We start from the raw sequence: 17791 nt of genomic DNA on the forward strand, positions 1-17791 counted from the left end.
CGTGGACGTTCTGCTCCAGGACCTGAAGTTCGCGTTCCGCTCGCTGCGTCGCTCGCCCGGCTACACGGCGATCGTGGTGGCGGTGATGGCGCTCGGCATCGGACTCAACACGATGGTGTTCAGCATGGTCTACGGCGTGCTCTACCGGCCGATGCCGCTGCCCGAATCGCAGCGTCTGGTGGCCATGGAGAACTGGAATCCCCGCCGGCACGACGACATGAACGTCGCGTTCCTGCAGCTCCGCGAGATGCGCAACCGGTTGAAGACCGTCGAGCACGTCGGCGCGTGGTGGGACATGAACGCGTTCGTCACGATCGGCAAGGAGCCCGAGCGCTTCTACGGCACGACCATGACTTACGACCTGTTCGACGCGCTCGGCGTGCAGCCGGTGGTCGGGCACGGCTTCACCGCGACCGAGGAGGAACTCGGCAAGAACTGGGCAAACGTGGTGATCAGCTACCGCATCTGGAAGACGCGCTACGGCGGCGACTCCAACGTGCTCGGCAAGACGCTGCGTCTCAACGGCCGCACGCGCACCATCGTCGGCGTGATGCCCGAGGGCTTCCTGTGGCCCGAGAACCAGGACTTCTGGATCCCGATGGGCTTCGATCCCAAGGACGAGACGTGGGATTCGTTCGAGCTGCAGGTCGCCGGACGACTCAAGGCCGGCGTCACGCCCGATCAAGCGAGCGCCGAGATGAACGCGTTGAACGGCGAGCTGCGGCGCGATCACCCCAAGGAGTACGACGGCATCGACGCACGCGTCCTGCCCTACAAGAAGCGGCTGGTCGATGACATCCGGCCGATGATGATGCTGCTCCAGGCCGCGGTGGCGTTCGTGCTGCTGATTGCCTGCGCCAACGTTGCCAACCTGATGCTGGCGCGCTCCGCGGCGCGGCGCCGCGAGATCAGCCTGCGCATGGCGCTGGGCGCCTCGCGCGCGCGCATCGTCCGCCAGCTGCTCACCGAGAGCGTGGCCGTGGCCGCCGGCGGCGCGGCGGTGGGCGTGCTGCTCGCGCACTGGGGGCAGCGGATGTGGATGGCGATGATTCCGATGGAGCTGCCGATGTGGCTCAAATTCCAGATCGACTCGCCGGTGCTGCTGTTCACCGTGGGCGTCTCGGTGTTCGCCGGCATCCTGTTCGGATTCGCGCCCGCCTTCCATGCCACCGACACGCGGCTGAACGAGGCGCTGCGCGAAGGCAGCGCGCAGGCCGGCTCGTCGCGGGGGGGCAATCGCCTGCGTTCGTCGCTGGTGGTCGCCGAGGTGGCGCTGTCGCTGGTGCTGTTGGTGGGCGCGGGGCTCATGATTCGCAGCTTCATGAAGCGCTACGAGCTCGAAGGCAAGCTGCGGGTCGACGGCGTGCTGACCGGCTCGGTGTTGCTCCCATTTGCCACCTATCCCGAGCCGCAGCAGCGCATCCAGTTCTTCCACTCGCTCACGCAGCAGATCGCTGCGCTGCCCGGCGTCGAGGCGGTGAGCGCCACCAACACGCTTCCGCTGGGACGCAACCGCTGGGGGCGCATGGTGCTGCTGGAGGGCGCGAAGAATCAGGACGCGCTCCACGGGACGCTCGTGAACTACTCGATGGTCTTCCCCGGCTACTTCAAGCTGATCGGCGTGCCGCAGATCTCGGGCCGCGACTTCAACCCGTTCGACACCGACAAGTCGCAGCGCGTCATGATCGTGAACCAGTCGATGGCCAGGAAGCTCTGGCCGGGGCAGGATCCGATCGGCCGGCACCTCAAGTTCGCGGGCGATCCCGACTCGCTCGGCTGGGCGACCGTGATTGGCGTGGTCGGCGACGTCATGCAGAACGTCGAATCCCAGGACCAGCGCATCGAGCAGGCCTACGTGCCGCACGATCAGGATCCCTACCAGATGATGTCGATGCTGGTGCGTTCGCACTCCGAGCCGGCCTCGCTGGCCGCCAAGATCCGGGGCATTCTCCAGTCGCGCGATCCCGATCAGGTGCTGGTGGACGTGCGCACGCTGCATGAGCACGTGCGCTTCTCGATGTGGATGAACCGCCTGTTCAGCACGCTGTTCGGCGTGTTCGCGATGCTGGCGCTGGTGATTGCCGGCGTGGGCCTGTACGGCGTCATGGCCTATTCGGTGGGGCAGCGCACTCAGGAGATCGGCATTCGCATGGCGCTGGGCGCGGAGCCGGCTTCGGTGGTGCGCATGGTGACGATCCAGGCGCTCAAGCTGACCGGGCTCGGCATCGCGATCGGGCTGGCCGCGGCGTTCGGAGTGACTCGGGTGATGGCCGCGCAGCTCTTCAACGTGTCACCGACCGATCCACCGACGTTCAGCGTGGTGTGCGTGCTGCTGGTGCTCTCGGGCGTGATGGCGGCGTGGCTTCCCGCGATGCGGGCGTCGCGCGTCAATCCCGTGGTGGCGCTGCGCTACGAATAGAAGCGGAGGGAGGCGGAATTCAGCCCTCCCTCCATCGCGCGCGGCCGGAGCGCATGGGCCCGGCCGCGCGCCCGTGCTAGTCTGCCGCCCGCTCCAGCCGAGCGGACGCAATCACGTGTCACGCGAGGCCGGATGTCCCAATCCCGACCCTTGCGCATTCTCGTCGCCGACGACGACACCGACGTCCTGACCGCGCTGCAGGTGTTGCTGCGCTCGGAAGGCTGGAAGGTCGAAACCGCCACCTCCCCGGCGCTGGTGCTGGTGGCGCTCGACGCCCAGGAGTTCGACGTCGCGCTGCTCGACCTGAACTACGCGCGCGATACCACCTCGGGGCGCGAAGGCCTCGAACTGCTCGAGCTGATCCGCGCGCGGGACGCCACGCTTCCGGTCGTGGTGATGACGGCGTGGAGCAGCGTCGAGGGGGCGGTGGCGGCGGTGAAGCGCGGCGCCCGCGACTACGTGCAGAAGCCATGGGAGAACGCCCGCCTGGTGCAGACCCTGCGCACCCAGCTCGAGCTGGGGCAGGCGCTCCGGATCGGCCGTCGTCTCGAGCTCGAGAACCAGATCCTGCGCCGCGACGGCAAGCCGGTGATGATCGCCGATTCGCCGGCGATGCGTCCGGTCCTCGAACTGATCGCGCGCGTCGCGCCGAGCGACGCCCACGTGCTGATCACCGGCGAACACGGCACCGGCAAGGAGCTGGTCGCTCGCCTGGTGCACGCCGCCTCGGCGCGCAGCGCGCGGCCGCTCATCACCGTCAACATGGGCGGTCTCACCGAGACGCTGTTCGAGAGCGAGCTGTTCGGGCACGTGAAGGGGGCCTTCACCGGCGCGACCGGGGATCGGGCCGGTCGCTTCGAGCTGGCCGACCAGGCCACCCTGTTCCTCGACGAGATCGCGAACGTGCCGCTCGCCCAGCAGACCAAGCTGCTGCGCGTGCTGCAAACCGGCGAGTTCGAGCGCGTCGGTGCCTCGCGAACCCGGCGCGCCGACGTGCGGCTGCTGTCGGCCACCAACGCCGATCTGCGCGACGAGGTGCGGCAGGGACGCTTCCGCGAGGATCTGCTGTTCCGCCTCAACACCGTCGAGATCCACCTGCCGCCGCTGCGCGAGCGCCGCGAGGACATCCCCGGCCTGGCACGGCAGTTCCTCGAGCGGCACGCGCGACGTTATCGGAAGCCCCTCGAAGGCTTCGACGAAGAGGCGCTGCAGAACCTGCTCGCGCATCCCTGGCCGGGAAACGTGCGCGAGCTGGATCACGTGATCGAGCGCTCGGTGCTGCTCGCGCGCGAACGGCTGGTGCGGGCCGCGGACCTCGGGCTGCGGCCGGCCAGCGAGGGGGCGCCGCCGCTCGAGAGCCTGACGCTCGACGAAGTCGAGCGCCTCTTGATCCAGCGCGCGCTGCAACGCCATCAGGGCAACGTGAGCGACGCGGCGAAGACGCTCGGCCTGTCGCGCAGCGCTCTCTACCGGCGATTGGAGCGCCACGGCCTGTAGTCCTATCCTCCGCCCGCGATGCGCCCACGCCGGCGTCCGAGACTCTCCTACGAATCCCGCGTCTCCCTGATCGCGCTCGCCGCCGGGCTCCCGGCGGTCCTGCTCGCGGCCTGGACCCTGGCGAAGCCGCAATTCGATTCGCTGCAGCGCTGGACCTTCGGCCTGTTCGTGTTCGGCGCCTGGCTCGGCGGCGCCTGGCTGGTGCGCGAGCGAGTCGCCCGCCCGTTCCAGACCCTCTCCAATCTGCTGGGTGCGCTTCGCGACGGCGATTTCTCGATTCGCGCACACGGCGCCGATCTCGGCACCTCGGTGGGCCTTGCGCTGTGGGAAGTGAACGCGCTCGCCGACGCCCTGCGGCGACGCCGCCTCGACGTCACCGAGGCCACTGCGCTGCTCCAGCACGTGATGGACTCGATCGACGTCGCCCTGTTCGCTTTCGACGACCACGACCGCCTGAGCCTGGTCAATCGCGAGGGCGAGCGGATGCTCGGGCAGCCGCCCGAGCGCTCGCTCGGCGCCACCGCCGCGGAGCTTGGCCTGGGCCCGGTGCTGAACGGCGAGACGCCGCGACTCGTGGATCTCAGGCTGCCGGGCGCCACCGGTCGGTGGGAGCTGCGCCGCGGACCCTTCCGTCAGGGCGGGCTTCCGCACCAGCTGGTGGTGCTCTCGGACCTGACGCGCGCGCTGCGTGAAGAGGAACGGCAGGCGTGGCAGCGCCTGGTCCGCGTGCTGAGCCACGAGATCAACAATTCGCTCACCCCCATCCAGTCGCTGGCGGGAACGCTGCGGTCGCTGCTCGAGCGCGACGCGGATCCGCGCGGCTCGGCCGATCTCGGTCATGGACTGGACGTCATCGAGACGCGCGCCCGCTCGCTCGCGCGCTTCATGAACTCCTACGCCCGGCTCGCCCGGCTGCCGCAGCCGCGCCTGGCCCGCCTCGACGTGGCGACGTGGGTCCAGCGTGCGGCGGCGCTCGAGGATCGCCTGGCGGTGCGCGTGGAGGCGAGCCCGGCGGCGACGGTCGTCGCCGACGCCGATCAGCTCGAGCAGCTCCTCATCAACCTCTTGCGCAACGCCGTCGACGCCGCACTCGCGACCGGCGGAGGAGTGCGGGTGCGCTGGAGCGTGGAGGGTGAAGCCCTCCTGCTCGAGATCGAGGACGACGGGCCGGGGCTCGCGGAGACCGCCAATCTGTTCGTTCCGTTCTTCACCACCAAGCCGGGCGGCAGCGGCATCGGGCTCGCGCTCAGCCGCCAGATCGCGGAGGCGCACGGGGGCACCGTCACGCTCGAGAATCGGGAGGAGTCGCGCGGATGCGTCGCGCGCGTTCGGCTGCCGAGGGCGTTGCCCGGCGCCGCGTAGGCCGCGGCAACGCTCGAGGGCGGCCGTTGCCGGCCGCCCCCGCCTCACTGCCGTGCGCTCGAGCTACTCGTAGTAGGGATGCGGCGGCGCCCCCACGAAGCAGTGGAGGATCCAGGCCATCGAGTCGTAGGGCAGCGCGTCGTCGAACAGGGTTCCGTGCGACAGCGCGTTGATCGCGAAGTAGCGATAGCCCAGCACCGCGTTCAGGTGGATCGTGAACGAGTAAGTGCCGTCGCCGTTGCTGCGGAAGCGTTCACGATGATCGGTCCAGTAGGCGAGCACGACGTCGTCGGTGCGCGGCGTGGTGGCGGTCAGCACGATGCTGTCGCCGGGCGCGAACTGGAAGCAGTGCACCATCTGGAAGAGTTGGAGCGGGTCGGTCACGGTGGTGTCGACGCCGGTGGCCTGCACGCGGACGCTGGTGATGCTGGTGCTGCCGTTCTGAGTGCTGGCCTGGATGCCCGAGGCCGCCACCACGCGCCAGACGTTCGCCTCACCCGGCAGCACGAAGCGGCGGAGCCGCAGGTGACGCAGCCAGATGTCGTCGATCGGCTTGTGGACGATGTTGGCGCTGTCGAGCACCGTGGAATCGCTGCTCGAGGCCTTGAGGATGTTGAAGGTGCCGAGGATCCGGCGCGTCACCAGCACGTCGGCCTGGCGCGGGCGTCCGACCGAATCGGTGTCGCTGAAAACGAAGGTGAGACGCGGCACGGCGCTGACGATCGTGCGCCAGAAGAACCTGGGCGAGATCGCGGCCTCGAGCGACGAAGTGTTGCCGCGCGACGTGGTCGCGCTCGCCGGCGTCGAGCTCGGGTCGGTGTAGAGCCCGTCGTCGAGCAGATCGGGCGAATGGGTCAGCGAGCTGGTGACATTGGTCTGCTCGCTGGAGCCGGAGCTGGTCGGTGCGGCGACTTTGCCGCTGCAGCCAGCCAGCGCCGCGATCAGCAGCGCGGCCGGAGCGAATCGGAGCGAACGGGTGTTCACGACGGTCCCCCTCATGGGCCTGTGCTTGTAACCGATCGCGGCCGGCACGCGCCGCGACCGAGGGTAGGGGTCGCGGCAGGGAATCGCAGGCCGCGTGCCACCGGCGAGCCGTCGTTCGGCGTGCGAAATGGCTGCCACAACTGGCGCAAGCTTGCAGGTCGCATGGCTCAACCGTGCGCATCGCTCAGCGCCGCTCCGGGAGCGCTTCCGGCGAATGTCCCGTGCGGGTCAGCCGGGTTGTCCCGGCGGGAACGCCCGGCGGTCACCCGAGCGATTGGAGGGGGCTCGAGCCTCTGTTATAACTGCGGGCCTTCATGGAACTCCTCGAGTCCCATCTCGACACGGCCGGCGACGAGTTCAAGACCAACCAGGCGCACCATCGCGCGCTCGCCGACGAACTGCGGCGCCACCTCGAAGCGGTGAAACAGGGCGGCGGCGCGGAGCTGGTGAAGCGGCACACGTCGCGCGGCAAGCTCTTCGTTCGCGAGCGCGTCGAACGGCTGCTCGATCCCGGCACGGCGTTCCTCGAGCTCTCGCCGCTCGCGGCGCGCGGCCTCTACAACGACGAAGCGCCGGCGGCCGGCGTCATCACCGGGATCGGCCGGGTGCGCGGCCGCGCGACGATGGTGGTGGCCAACGACGCCACGGTGAAGGGCGGCACCTACTTCCCGATGACGGTGAAGAAACACCTGCGCGCCCAGGAGATCGCGCTCGAGAATCGCCTGCCGTGCGTCTACCTGGTGGATTCGGGCGGCGCCTTCCTGCCGCTGCAGGCCGATGTCTTTCCCGATCGCGATCACTTCGGTCGGATCTTCTACAACCAGGCGCGCATGTCGGCGCTGCGCATCCCCCAGGTGGCGGCGGTGCTCGGCTCGTGCACTGCGGGCGGCGCCTACGTGCCGGCCATGAGCGACGAGGCGGTGATCGTCCGGAACCAGGGCACGATCTTCCTGGGTGGCCCGCCGCTGGTGCGAGCCGCCACCGGCGAGGAGGTGACCGCCGAGGAGCTGGGCGGCGGCGACGTGCACACGCGCATCTCGGGCGTCGCCGATCACCTGGCCGAAGACGACGCGCATGCGATCGAGCTGGTGCGCGACATCCTGTCGCACCTCGGCGCCCCGCCGGCTTGCCCGGTGGCGCTCGAGAGTCCCGAACCGCCCGCCTACGACCCGCAGGAAATCTACGGCATCCTGCCGCGCGACCTGCGCCAGCCCTACGACGTGCGCGAGCTGATCGCGCGGCTGGTGGACGGCTCGCGCTTCCACGAATTCAAGGCGCGGTATGGCACCACGCTGGTCACGGGGTTCGCGCACCTGAACGGGGTGCCGATTGGCATCCTTGCCAATCAGGGCGTGCTGTTCAGCGACAGCTCGCTCAAGGCCACCCACTTCATCGAGCTGGCCGCGCAGCGTCGCATTCCGCTGCTCTTCCTCCAGAACATCAGCGGCTACATCGTCGGCAAGCAGGCCGAGCACGGCGGTATCGCCAAGGACGGAGCCAAGATGGTGCACGCGGTCGCCAACGCGCAGGTCCCGAAGTTCACCTTGATCATCGGCGGCAGCTTCGGTGCCGGGAACTACGGCATGTCCGGCCGCGCGTACCAGCCGCGCTTCCTGTTCATGTGGCCCAACAGCCGGATCAGCGTGATGGGGGGCGAGCAGGCCGCATCGGTGCTGGCCCAGGTGAAGCGCGCGCAGCTCGAATCGGCGGGCAAGACCCTGAGCGCGGCGGACGAGCGCGAATTCAAGCAGCCGATCCTCGACACCTACGAGCGGGAGGGAAGCCCCTACTATTCGACGGCGCGCCTGTGGGACGACGGCGTGATCGATCCCGCCGAGACCCGCACCGTGCTGTCGCTGGCGCTGGCCGCTTCGCTCAACGCGCCGATCCCGGAGATGAGCTTCGGCGTGTTCAGGATGTAGCAGGGGCCGCTCGGGCTCCTCGTTGTAACGCCCGCCCGTCACTTTCCTCAAAGCACAAGCCCGCCGCGACCCGGTTCTCCCCGCGCGCGGCGACAACTCATTGCCCTGCAGCGCGCCTCCCGCCGGCACGTCGCTTGATCATACGCGTCAGTGCTCCCATCCGGCCGGTGAACGGAGGCTTGACATGAACCGCCCGCGAAGTTCCCTCGCACGAATGATCCTGTGGAGGCTGGCCGCCGGACTGACCCTCTTCCTCGCGTCGTTGTGGGTCGGCGTGGAGCTCGCCCGGGCGGGCGAGATCGTCCCCGCGATTGGCGTCTCGCGAACGCTCGACGGAGACGAACCGAGCCGCACGTTCGCGAGCCTCGCCATTCGCGGCGATCTGCTGCCCTTGCTGCAGGCCGAAGTCGGGGTGGGCTATCACAGCGAGGACGTCCTCGATCAAGAGCTCGAAGTTCGGATGTGGCCGGTGACGGCCTCGCTCTGGCTCACGCCGCTTCCGGCCCTCTACGCCGGCGGCGGCGTTGGCTGGTACCACACCACCTTTGACTACGCCTCCGGGGTTCCGCTCTCCGACGAGACGCGCGAGAACTACGGCGTTCATCTCGGCGGCGGGCTCAAGGTGCCCCTGGGCGGGGCGGCGGCCGTGGACCTGGGCGGGCGCTACGTGATGCTGCGTCCTCAGGAGAGTCCGCTCATCCCGCAGCACTTCGATCCGGATTTCTGGACGACGACGCTGGGGCTGGCGATCCGCTTCTAGGTTTCGCTCTCGATCAGACGTTTGAGCGTCGGCGGGTGGACGGGCTTGGTCAGGTGGTGATCGAAGCCCGCGTCCACCGCCCGGCGGCGATCCTCGCTCTGGCCGAAGCCGGTGAGCGCGATCAGGGTCATGCCGGGCGCGGGGCTTTCGCGCCGCAATCGCTCCGCGACTTCGTAGCCGTCCATGCCGGGGAGCCCGATGTCGAGCAGCACCACCTCGGGCCGCGAGGCTTCGGCGCGAGCCACCGCTTCCCGTCCATCGTGGGCGAGCTGCACGTCGTGCCCCCACAGCCTCAGCAGATCGGCCAGGGTCTCGGCCGAGTCGCGATTGTCGTCCACCACCAGCACGCGGCGCGCCACCCGGGCGTCGTCGTGCCGCGCGGCTTCGACGCTCACCACGCGCGGCGGCTCGATCCGCGGCAGGCGCAGCGTGAACGTGCTGCCCTTGCCGATCCCGGGGCTCGAGGCGCGAATGCTGCCGCCGTGCATCTCGACCAGGCGCGAGACCAGCGACAACCCGATCCCGAGTCCGCCGTGGCCGCGCGTGATCGACGGGTCCACCTGCGTGAACGGATCGAAAATCCGCTCCAGCATGTCCGCGGGGATGCCCGCGCCGGTGTCGATCACCCGCACCAGCGCGTCGCGGCCATCCTGGGACAGCGCCAGCGTGATGCGTCCGCCAGCGGGCGTGTACTTGATGGCGTTGTTGAGGAGATTGGCGACGATCTGCGCGAGGCGGATGCGATCGCCGTCCACCCAGACGGTCGAGCCGGGGAGCGACAGCGCCAGCTCGACGCGCTGCGCATTCGCCCGCGAACGGAAGTCCTCGACCGCCTCGCCCAGGATCTCGGTGAGGCTCACCGGCTCGCGGTGAAGCGTGATCTTGCCCTGATTGATGCGCGAGACGTCGAGCAGGTCGTCCACCAGCCGGGTCATGTTGTCCACCTGGCGCTTCATCATCGCGTGAGTCAGGCGGACATCGGTGGGCATCTCGGGTGCCCGTGATTCGAGCACGTACAGCGCGTTGCTGAGCGGCGCGAGCGGATTGCGCAGCTCGTGCCCGAGCACGCCGAGGAATTCGTCCTTGCGCTCGTGCATCACGGTGAGCGAGCCCATGCGCTCGCGCAGCGTTTTCTCATAGCGCACGATGCTCTGGCCGACCGGCAGCGCGGTCAGTCCGCCGATCAGGATGCCGGCGATCAACAGCACCAGCACCGCGATCATGCTGGCGCGGATCGAGTAGCGCGCTCCCTGCGCGGCCTCGGCCAGGTCGGTGCGCGTGACGCCGTGAATGCCCTGGTCCACCACGTGCTCGAGCTGATTGGCGAGCGCGGCGTAGCGGGCGAGCGCGATGCGGAGCCGATCACGATCGTCGAGGCAGTCGTGGGCCGCGGCGACCTGGTCCGCGAAGGCGGCCCGGAAGCGCTGGAAGCCCGGGCGCTCGCTCTCGGAGAGCCGGAGGTCGCCGAGGTCGGCCAGCGCGCGGCGCGTGTCTTCGGCCAGCGCGCCGACGCGTGCCCGCTCATCGGGGTCGTGGGTCGCCCGGTAGAGTCCGACCGCGGCCGCCACGCCATTGAGGTTCGCCGCCAGCTGATTGGCGAGCGCCTGCTTGCGCGGCCCGTTCCTGTGAGTGTCGAGCTTCGCCAGGACGTCGCGATTGAGGATCAAGCGGGTGCCTGCGGTCGCCCGTCCAAAGCGCGCGATGCCGGCGCGCTCGATGTCGCTCAACGCCATGAGCGAGTCGCCCACCAGATGGATCTCGTCCTGGCGTGCCTGGATCTCGCGGCCGAGCTCGAGCGTGGCGCGCGACTGCGCCACCTGCTCGTAGTGCTGGATCATGCGATCGAGCACCACGCGATTGGCGGCGATCTTGGCGCGGTGAGAGGTCTCGCCGTCGCCGACGTAGGCCAGCAGCGCCGCGCGCGAGCCGCTCACGTTGAGCGCCATCTCGTAGGCAATGGCGCTGGCCGGCTCCTGCACCGCCATGATCGTCGAGAGGGCCCGCTCGATCGAGGCGAGGCGGTGAGCGACGAACAGACCGATGCCGACCAGGAACAGCATCAGGAGGCCGAAACCGAGCCAGAGTTTGCCCGCAGTGCTCATGAGCGCGGCAGTATAGCGTGGTCGTGGCGGGCGGCGGCGCGCTTGCGGTCGCGGCGGGCGCGCGGCAGGATGAGCGGGCCGCTCACGCCCTTGAGTGACGGGAGGAAGGTTGGCTGACGAGAGTCTCCGCCGGGCCTGCTATCTGGCGGCGCTATCACGGCTCCAGCGCGGTCTCGCGCACGATGCCCGCTCGCACCTCGGCAGCATCGCGCTCCAGTTCGAGCTGATCGGCGAGCTGCTCGAGCGCGAGAGCCCGCCGGGCGAGGGGCTCGCGCGTCGCCTGAAGCCGGCGGTCGAGCGCGGGCGCGCCGGGCTCGAGCGCGCGCGCCGCGACTTCGAGCTGGCGATCGGCACGCTGGCGCCGCCGGCCGGCGAGGTGCTCGATCTCGGCGCCTGTCTCGCCGAGCTCGAGGCGCTGATCGCGGCCGGCGCGGCCGACCGCCCGGTCCGCTGGCCGGCCGAGCCGGGGGCCTCGCCGGCGCTGCGCGTCGCGCACCCGGCGATCGCGCGCGAGGCGCTTTCGATCGCGGCCATCGAGATGACCTTCGCGAATCCGCCGGGCGGGCCGCTCGAGGTGTCGCTGGATTCGAGCCGGGCCCAGGCGCGCGTGAGCTTCGCTGGCGCGATGCCCCCGCACGACGCGCGCTGGCGGCGAGCGGTCGAGGAATCGCTGGCCTCGCTGGGCGGATCGGTGCGCGACGGCGAGGCGCGGCTGGAACTGGTATTCCCGCTGCTTCCCATGGACTGAGGCCGCCATGCCCCTCGCCCTGATCGTTGAAGACGACGCCGATGCACTGGCCACGCTTGCCGAGCTGGTGGAGCTCGAAGGCTTCGAGATCGCGAGAGCCGCCAGTCTGCGCGAGGCGCTCCAGCGGCTCGCCGAGCGATCACCCGACGTCGTGATCACCGATCTCATGCTTCCCGACGGCAGCGGGCTCGAGCTGCTCGACCACGAGTATCCGGCGGCTCGACCGCAGATCGTGCTGGTCACCGGCAACGCCTCGAAGGATTCCGCGATCGAGGCGGTGAGAAAGGGCGCCAAGGACTATCTGGAGAAGTCGAAGGACGAGGGCCGGCTCAAGGTGGTGCTCGCCAACGTGCGCCGCGAGCTGGCCGACCAGCGCGAGATCCGCCAGCTGCGCGGCGCGCTGCGCGAGCACGGTCAGTTCCATCAACTGATCGGGGCTTCGGCGGCGATGCAGCGCGTCTACGACCTGATCGAGCGTGTGGCCCCGACTCAGGCGGCGGTGCTGATCACCGGCGAGAGCGGTACCGGCAAGGAACTGGTGGCCCTGACCGTTCACGAGCTGAGCCCGCGACGCGAGGCCGAGTTCGTCGCCGTCAATTGCAGCGCGGTGCCGGCCAATCTGTTCGAGAGCGAGCTGTTCGGCCACGAGCGCGGCAGCTTCACCGGCGCGACCCAGCAGCACCGCGGGCTGTTCGAGCGCGCCTCGGGAGGGACGCTGTTCCTCGACGAGATCACCGAGATGCCGATCGAGCTCCAGCCCAAGCTGCTGCGCGCGCTCGAATCGGGCGAAGTGACGAGAATTGGCGCCGAGCAACCTCTGCGCGTGGATGTGCGGGTGATCGCCGCGTCCAACCGCCCGCCCGAGGCCGCGATCCGCGACGGGCGGCTGCGCGAGGATCTCTTCTATCGGCTGAACGTCTTTCCCATCGAGCTGCCTCCGCTGCGCGATCGCGGAGACGATGCGCGGTTGCTCGCCGAGCACTTTCTCGCCGAGATCAATCGCGCCGAGGGATCGAACAAGCGCCTCGCAGCGGGCATTCGGGAGCGGCTCACCGCGCACGCGTGGCCGGGCAACGTGCGGGAGTTGAAGAACGCGCTGCACCGCGCGTACATCCTGTCGCGGGCCGATGTGGACCTGGAGCTCAGCCGCCCGAGCATCGCCGGAACGCCCCCGGCCCCGGGCGGTGATGGCGCGGCGTCGGCCGGCATTCCGGTCGGCCTCACGCTCGAGGAGATCGAGCGCCGCATGATCGTCGCCACCCTCGAGCACACCGGGGGCGACAAGCGCGAGGCCGCCCGGATGCTCGGCATCAGTCTCAAGACTCTCTACAACCGCCTCAATGTCTATGCGGCCGCCGAGCGCGGCGCGCCGGCCGCGCCCCCCGAGGCCCCCGGCGCCTGAAGCCGTCGCTGTAGCCGGTACAAACGGGAACCCCGTTCCTACATCGCCGCCGGGCACCCGCGGCTCCGCGCCGTGAATTCCAGTCACTTGCGCGCTCCGGCGGGCTGGCATGGCCACTGCAGGAGCGAGCCGCGGCGCTTCGGCCGGCCGGCGATATCGAGGGGATAAGCCAGACCGACGAAGCTCCACGAACGGGGATCCGGGACCGATGCCAACGGCGAGCGGCGGAGGTCCCGGAGAACCACCCGGAGGTGAGAGAGATGTGGAGATTGATCGGGCTCCTCCTCCTCGTCACGTGGCTGATGGGGCTCGCCACCGGCTATGTCCTCGGGGGCTGGATCCACCTGTTTGCAGCGCTGGCGCTCGTGCTGCTCTTCACCCCGGGGCTGCATCGCCCGCGCGAGCGCCATACCAGCTAGAGAGTCCGGGGGCGCAGAGGAAGACGGGAATCACGGCGGCGGAGTGATGGGATTCCCGTGCCCTGCGCCCCCTTAGCGCCCGAACGGTATGCTGGCCACCCAGCATGCCGACCCCGCCGCGCCGCGCCCGAACCCTCCCGAATCGCCGCGCACCGGCGGCACGCTCGTGAGCGTCGCCGCCCTCGCGCTGGTGCTCCTCTCGGCCTTCCTTCACGCCGCCTGGAACCTGTGGGCCAAGCAGATCGGCGGCGACACCCGCGCCGCCACCCTGATGGGCGTGCTGGAAGCGATCAGCGTGATCGCCTTCGCTCCGGCGGCCCTGCTGGTGGCGCACGCCGCGCATCTCACGCTCGACGGCCGCGCCCTCGCCTGGATCGCCGGCAGCGGGTTCCTGCACGTCGCCTACTTCCTGCTGCTGCTGCGCGGCTATCGGGTGAGCGAGTTGTCGGTGGTCTACCCGGTGGCGCGCGGCACCGGACCGCTGCTGGCGGCGATTGGCGCCGCGCTCTGGCTCGGCGAGCGCCCGACTCTGCTGTCGGTGGGCGGCGCCCTGCTGATCGCTCTCGGCATCGTGATTCTCACGCTCCACCCGGGAGAGCCTCGCTCCGGGCGGGTGCGGGCCGGCGTCATCCTGGGTGCGCTGGTCGGGGTCACGATCGGCGCCTACACGCTGTGGGACGGCGCCGCGGTCTCTAAGCTCGCGCTGCCGCCCATCCTCTACTACTGGGGCGGCGAGCTGTGCCGGGCGCTGGTGTTCGCGCCGTTCGTGGTTGCCGACCGAGCCGGGGCGCGCCTGCTGTGGCGGGAGCATCGTCTGCGGGTGCTCGGGATCGCCCTGGCGAGCCCGATCGCGTACATCCTGGTGCTGGTCGCCATGTCGCGCGCCCGCGTGAGCCATGTCGCGCCGGTGCGCGAACTGAGCATCCTGTTCGGCGCCTGGTTCGGCGCGCGCGTGCTGGGCGAGGGCGATCGCGCGCGCCGGCGCTGGGCGGCACTCGCGTTCGTGGCCGGCGTGCTGGCGCTGGCGTCTGCGTGAGGCGCCCGGCCCGAACGCCGCGCTCACTTGCCCGGCGCGATCGCTTCGCGTTCAATCCGCCTGGCATTCGCGAATCGCTGCCCCCTCGAGGAGGAGTCATGGCGCTGGTCGAGGTCGAGCGCACCGGGAAAGTGGCCCGGCTGTGGCTCAATCGCCCCGAAGTGCACAACGCGCTCTCGCCCGAGCTGTGCGCCGCGCTCGATCAGGCGCTTCACGAGCTCGGGCACGACGACGCGGTGCGCGTGATCGTGCTGGGCGGGCGCGGGCCCTCGTTTTGCGCGGGCGCCGACCTCGCGGCGATGAAGGCCTCGGCCGCCGCGAGCTTCGACTTCAATCTCGCCGAGGCTCAAAAGCTGGGCGGCATGTTCGCGGCGCTCGCCGACTGCCCGAAGCCGCTGGTGGCGCGGATCCACGGCTCGGTGTTCGGCGGTGGCGTGGGTCTGGCCTGTGCGTGCGACGTGAGCGTCGCGAGCGAGGACGCGCGATTCGGGCTGACCGAGGTGCGGCTCGGCATTCTGCCCGCGCTGATCTCGCCCTACGTGATCCGGCGGCTCGGCGACGCGCGGGCGCGCGAGCTGATGCTGACCGGCGAGCGCTTCGATGCGCGGACCGCGCTCGAGTACCGGATGATCCAGCGCCTGGTCCCGGCCGGCGAGCTCGACGCGGCGGTCGAGGAACGCGTGAGCGAGCTGCTGAAGGGCGCGCCGCACGCGCAGGCTCGTATCAAGATGCTGCTCGAGCTGTGGGCGGATTCGACCTGGGAGGAGTACCGCGCCGCCCTGCCGCGCGCGCTCGCCGAGGTGCGCTCCGGCGACGAGGCGCGCGACGGTCTCGCCTCGTTCTTCGAGAAGCGCAAGCCGGGCTGGCTCGACTGAGCGATGCCAATCACGGGAGGCGGAGGGGGCTCATGTTTCGCCGCGTGCTGATCGCCAATCGCGGCGAGATCGCCTGCCGCATCGCCACCACGCTCCGCGAGATGGGGATCGCTCCGATCGCGGTGTGCTCGGCCGCCGATCGCGACGCGATGCACGTTCGCTGCGCCGACGAGCGCGTCGAGCTCGGGCCCGCCGAGGCGCGGGATTCCTACCTCAACATTCCGGCGCTGCTCGAGGCCGCCCGCCGCACGGGCGCCGAGGCCATTCATCCCGGTTACGGCTTCCTGTCCGAGAACGCCGGGTTCGCGAGCGCGGTGGAATCCGCCGGACTCATCTTCATCGGGCCGAGTCCCGAGTCGATCCGAGCGATGGGCGACAAGCGCGCCGCGCGAGACCTGGCGGTCGAGGCCGGCGTTCCGGTCGTGCCCGGCGCGACCGGCGCCGATGTCGCGGCCCTTTGCGCCGCGGCGAAAGGCATGGGCTTCCCGGTCATGGTGAAGGCGGCGATGGGCGGGGGTGGCAAGGGCATGCGCGCGGTGAGCGAGGAGGGGGCGCTGGTCGAGGCGCTGGAGAGCGCCCAGCGCCTGGCGGCCTCGGCGTTCGGCGATCCTTCGGTCTACCTCGAGAAGCGCCTCGAGCACGCCCGGCACATCGAGGTGCAGGTGCTGGGCGACGGTCAGGGCGAGGCGATCCACTTCTTCGAGCGCGAATGCTCGCTCCAGCGCCGCCATCAGAAAGTGATCGAGGAGACGCCCTCTCCGGCCATCGACGAGACGCGCCGCGAGCGCCTGGTGTTCGCGGCGGTGGCGCTCGCGAAACGCGCGCGCTATCGCGGCGCCGGAACCGTCGAATTCCTGGTCGCGCCCGACGGCGCGTTCTATTTCCTCGAGATGAACACGCGACTCCAGGTCGAGCATCCGGTGACCGAACTCGCCACCGGCCACGATCTGGTGCGCGCGCAGGTGGTCGTGGCGGCGACCGGGAAGCTCCCGATTCCGCAGCCGGCAGTGCGCCGGCACGGGCACGCCATCGAGGCGCGCGTCTACGCGGAGGACGCGGCGCGCGAATTCCTGCCTCAGGCCGGGCGCGCGCTGCGCGTCCGCTGGCCGCGCGCGCCGTTCGTCCGCGTCGATGCCGGGGTGGAATCCGGCGACACCGTCAGCGTTCACTACGATCCCCTGCTGGCGAAGATCATCGCTTACGCCGAGACTCGGGAACGCGCCCTCGGCCGGCTGGCCAGCGCGCTCGACGACGCGCGCGTGCACGGCGTCGTCACCAATCTGCCGTTCCTGCGCGCGCTCGCCCGCTCGCCGGCGGTGGCGGGCGCGAAATTCGACACCGAGTGGATCGAGCGTGAATTCCTCGCCGACTTCGAGGCGGTGGTGCGCGCGCCGGCGCCCGAGCTGGCGCTGGCGGCCGCCGCCATCGCCGAGGCCGCCGGCCGTGGCGCTCCCACGGGGGTTGGGGCGCGTACGGGCGCAGCCGCCCCGCGTGCCGCCGATGCGTTCGAGAGCGCGGGGCGCTGGCGGCAGCGCGGGCTCGAGCGATGAAGAGCGCGTGGCGGGACGGCGACCGGGTGCGCGAGGTGGTGCTCGAATCGCTGGGAAACGATCGCTATCGGGTGCGAGTGGACGACGAGGTCGAGCTGGAGGTCGCCGCCGAGTGGCTCGAGGACGATCGACTTCGGCTCGTCACCGGCGCGGGCGCGGTGGTGGCCGAGGTCACGGCCGCCGGCGATCGCCGATTCGTGCGGCTCGGCGCGCTCGACTTCGTGCTGGAGCGCCAGGCAAACGTCGCCCGCGCGCGAGGCGGTCGCGGCGCCGCCGGCACGGCCGGCGGGCTGGAAGCGCCGATGCCGGGCGTGATCACCCGCGTCATGGTCACGGCCGGCGACGCGGTGCGAAAGGGTCAGCCGTTGGTGGCGCTCGAAGCCATGAAGATGGAGCATCTGATCCGCGCGCCGCGCGACGGCGTGGTGGCGTCGGTCGCCGCCACTCCCGGGACGCTGGTGAGTGGCGGCGCGACCCTGGTGGAGCTGTCCGCTGGCCCCTAGGATTGTGCGGCGCAGAATGTTGACGGCCGGATCGTCGCACGGTCGATCTGCTGTCGGTTTTCCGCTAGACCGCCAGGCTGAGCGAGTGCCGTCGGGCATTCGGGATCCGGCTGGTTGGTATCCTCCTCCAGTAGTAGTCGTCCCAGGGGTAAGGCAACCCCACACGCTCCGGGAACAGCCTCGCTTTCAGAATCTCGCGGACACTGAGTGGG

The 17791-nt window shown here is 70.3% G+C and carries 14 protein-coding genes; 12 read left to right on the forward strand and 2 right to left on the reverse strand.

Annotated features, from left to right (window positions below; genetic code table 11):
• Position 1: 1 nt before the first annotated feature.
• The 3 genes from VMJ70_06780 (at position 2) to VMJ70_06790 (ending at position 5278) form a co-directional block, all read left to right on the forward strand.
• Positions 2-2419 carry an ABC transporter permease gene (locus VMJ70_06780; protein ID HTO90822.1) on the forward strand — a complete coding sequence of 806 codons (2418 nt, stop codon included), beginning with the start codon at positions 2-4 and terminating at the stop codon, positions 2417-2419.
• A gap of 132 nt (positions 2420-2551) precedes the next feature.
• Positions 2552-3916, forward strand: a complete 1365-nt coding sequence (locus VMJ70_06785) for a sigma-54 dependent transcriptional regulator (protein HTO90823.1) — start codon at positions 2552-2554, stop codon at positions 3914-3916.
• Positions 3917-3934: 18 nt separating this feature from the next.
• Positions 3935-5278, forward strand: a complete 1344-nt coding sequence (locus VMJ70_06790) for an ATP-binding protein (GenBank protein ID HTO90824.1) — start codon at positions 3935-3937, stop codon at positions 5276-5278.
• 63 nt (positions 5279-5341) lie between these two features.
• Here VMJ70_06790 and VMJ70_06795 read toward each other — a convergent pair whose 3' ends face one another.
• On the reverse strand, positions 5342-6277 hold the full coding sequence (locus VMJ70_06795) for a hypothetical protein (GenBank protein HTO90825.1): 936 nt from the start codon (positions 6275-6277) through the stop codon (positions 5342-5344).
• A gap of 299 nt (positions 6278-6576) precedes the next feature.
• On the opposite strand from VMJ70_06795, the gene VMJ70_06800 reads away from it, so the two are divergent.
• Both VMJ70_06800 and VMJ70_06805 read left to right on the forward strand, forming a co-directional pair.
• Entirely contained in the window at positions 6577-8184 is a 1608-nt protein-coding gene (locus tag VMJ70_06800; protein HTO90826.1) for a carboxyl transferase domain-containing protein, read from the forward strand.
• A gap of 184 nt (positions 8185-8368) precedes the next feature.
• Positions 8369-8944, forward strand: a complete 576-nt coding sequence (locus VMJ70_06805) for a hypothetical protein (protein ID HTO90827.1) — start codon at positions 8369-8371, stop codon at positions 8942-8944.
• Here the strand turns inward: VMJ70_06805 and VMJ70_06810 are convergent.
• Positions 8941-11046 carry an ATP-binding protein gene (locus VMJ70_06810; GenBank protein ID HTO90828.1) on the reverse strand — a complete coding sequence of 702 codons (2106 nt, stop codon included), beginning with the start codon at positions 11044-11046 and terminating at the stop codon, positions 8941-8943. The two genes, VMJ70_06805 and VMJ70_06810, sit on opposite strands and share 4 nt — an antisense overlap.
• Positions 11047-11155: 109 nt before the next feature.
• Between VMJ70_06810 and VMJ70_06815 the strand changes: the two genes are divergently transcribed.
• The 7 genes from VMJ70_06815 to VMJ70_06845 all read left to right on the forward strand — a co-directional run bounded on the left by VMJ70_06815 (position 11156) and on the right by VMJ70_06845 (position 17579).
• The gene (locus VMJ70_06815) at positions 11156-11794 is read left to right on the forward strand and encodes a hypothetical protein (GenBank protein ID HTO90829.1); all 639 of its coding nucleotides are present in this window, start codon (positions 11156-11158) and stop codon (positions 11792-11794) included.
• A 7-nt stretch (positions 11795-11801) separates the two neighbouring features.
• Complete coding sequence (locus tag VMJ70_06820) at positions 11802-13196, forward strand: sigma-54 dependent transcriptional regulator (protein HTO90830.1); 1395 nt, start codon at positions 11802-11804, stop codon at positions 13194-13196.
• Between the two features lie 260 nt (positions 13197-13456).
• Entirely contained in the window at positions 13457-13615 is a 159-nt protein-coding gene (locus VMJ70_06825) for a hypothetical protein (GenBank protein ID HTO90831.1), read from the forward strand.
• 88 nt (positions 13616-13703) lie between these two features.
• On the forward strand, positions 13704-14651 hold the full coding sequence (locus tag VMJ70_06830; GenBank protein HTO90832.1) for an EamA family transporter: 948 nt from the start codon (positions 13704-13706) through the stop codon (positions 14649-14651).
• Between the two features lie 98 nt (positions 14652-14749).
• Positions 14750-15526 (forward strand): enoyl-CoA hydratase-related protein, encoded by a 777-nt coding sequence (locus VMJ70_06835; GenBank protein HTO90833.1) that lies wholly within the window; start codon positions 14750-14752, stop codon positions 15524-15526.
• 32 nt (positions 15527-15558) lie between these two features.
• A complete protein-coding gene (locus VMJ70_06840; protein HTO90834.1) occupies positions 15559-17076 on the forward strand; it encodes a biotin carboxylase N-terminal domain-containing protein in 1518 nt (505 codons plus the stop codon).
• Entirely contained in the window at positions 17073-17579 is a 507-nt protein-coding gene (locus tag VMJ70_06845; GenBank protein HTO90835.1) for a biotin/lipoyl-containing protein, read from the forward strand. The genes VMJ70_06840 and VMJ70_06845 overlap by 4 nt, the downstream gene beginning before the upstream one ends.
• Positions 17580-17791: the final 212 nt, after the last annotated feature.

Origin of the sequence: Candidatus Sulfotelmatobacter sp., from assembly GCA_035498555.1 — a bacterium.
In the GTDB taxonomy this organism is placed as follows: Bacteria; Eisenbacteria; RBG-16-71-46; order RBG-16-71-46; family RBG-16-71-46; genus DATKAB01.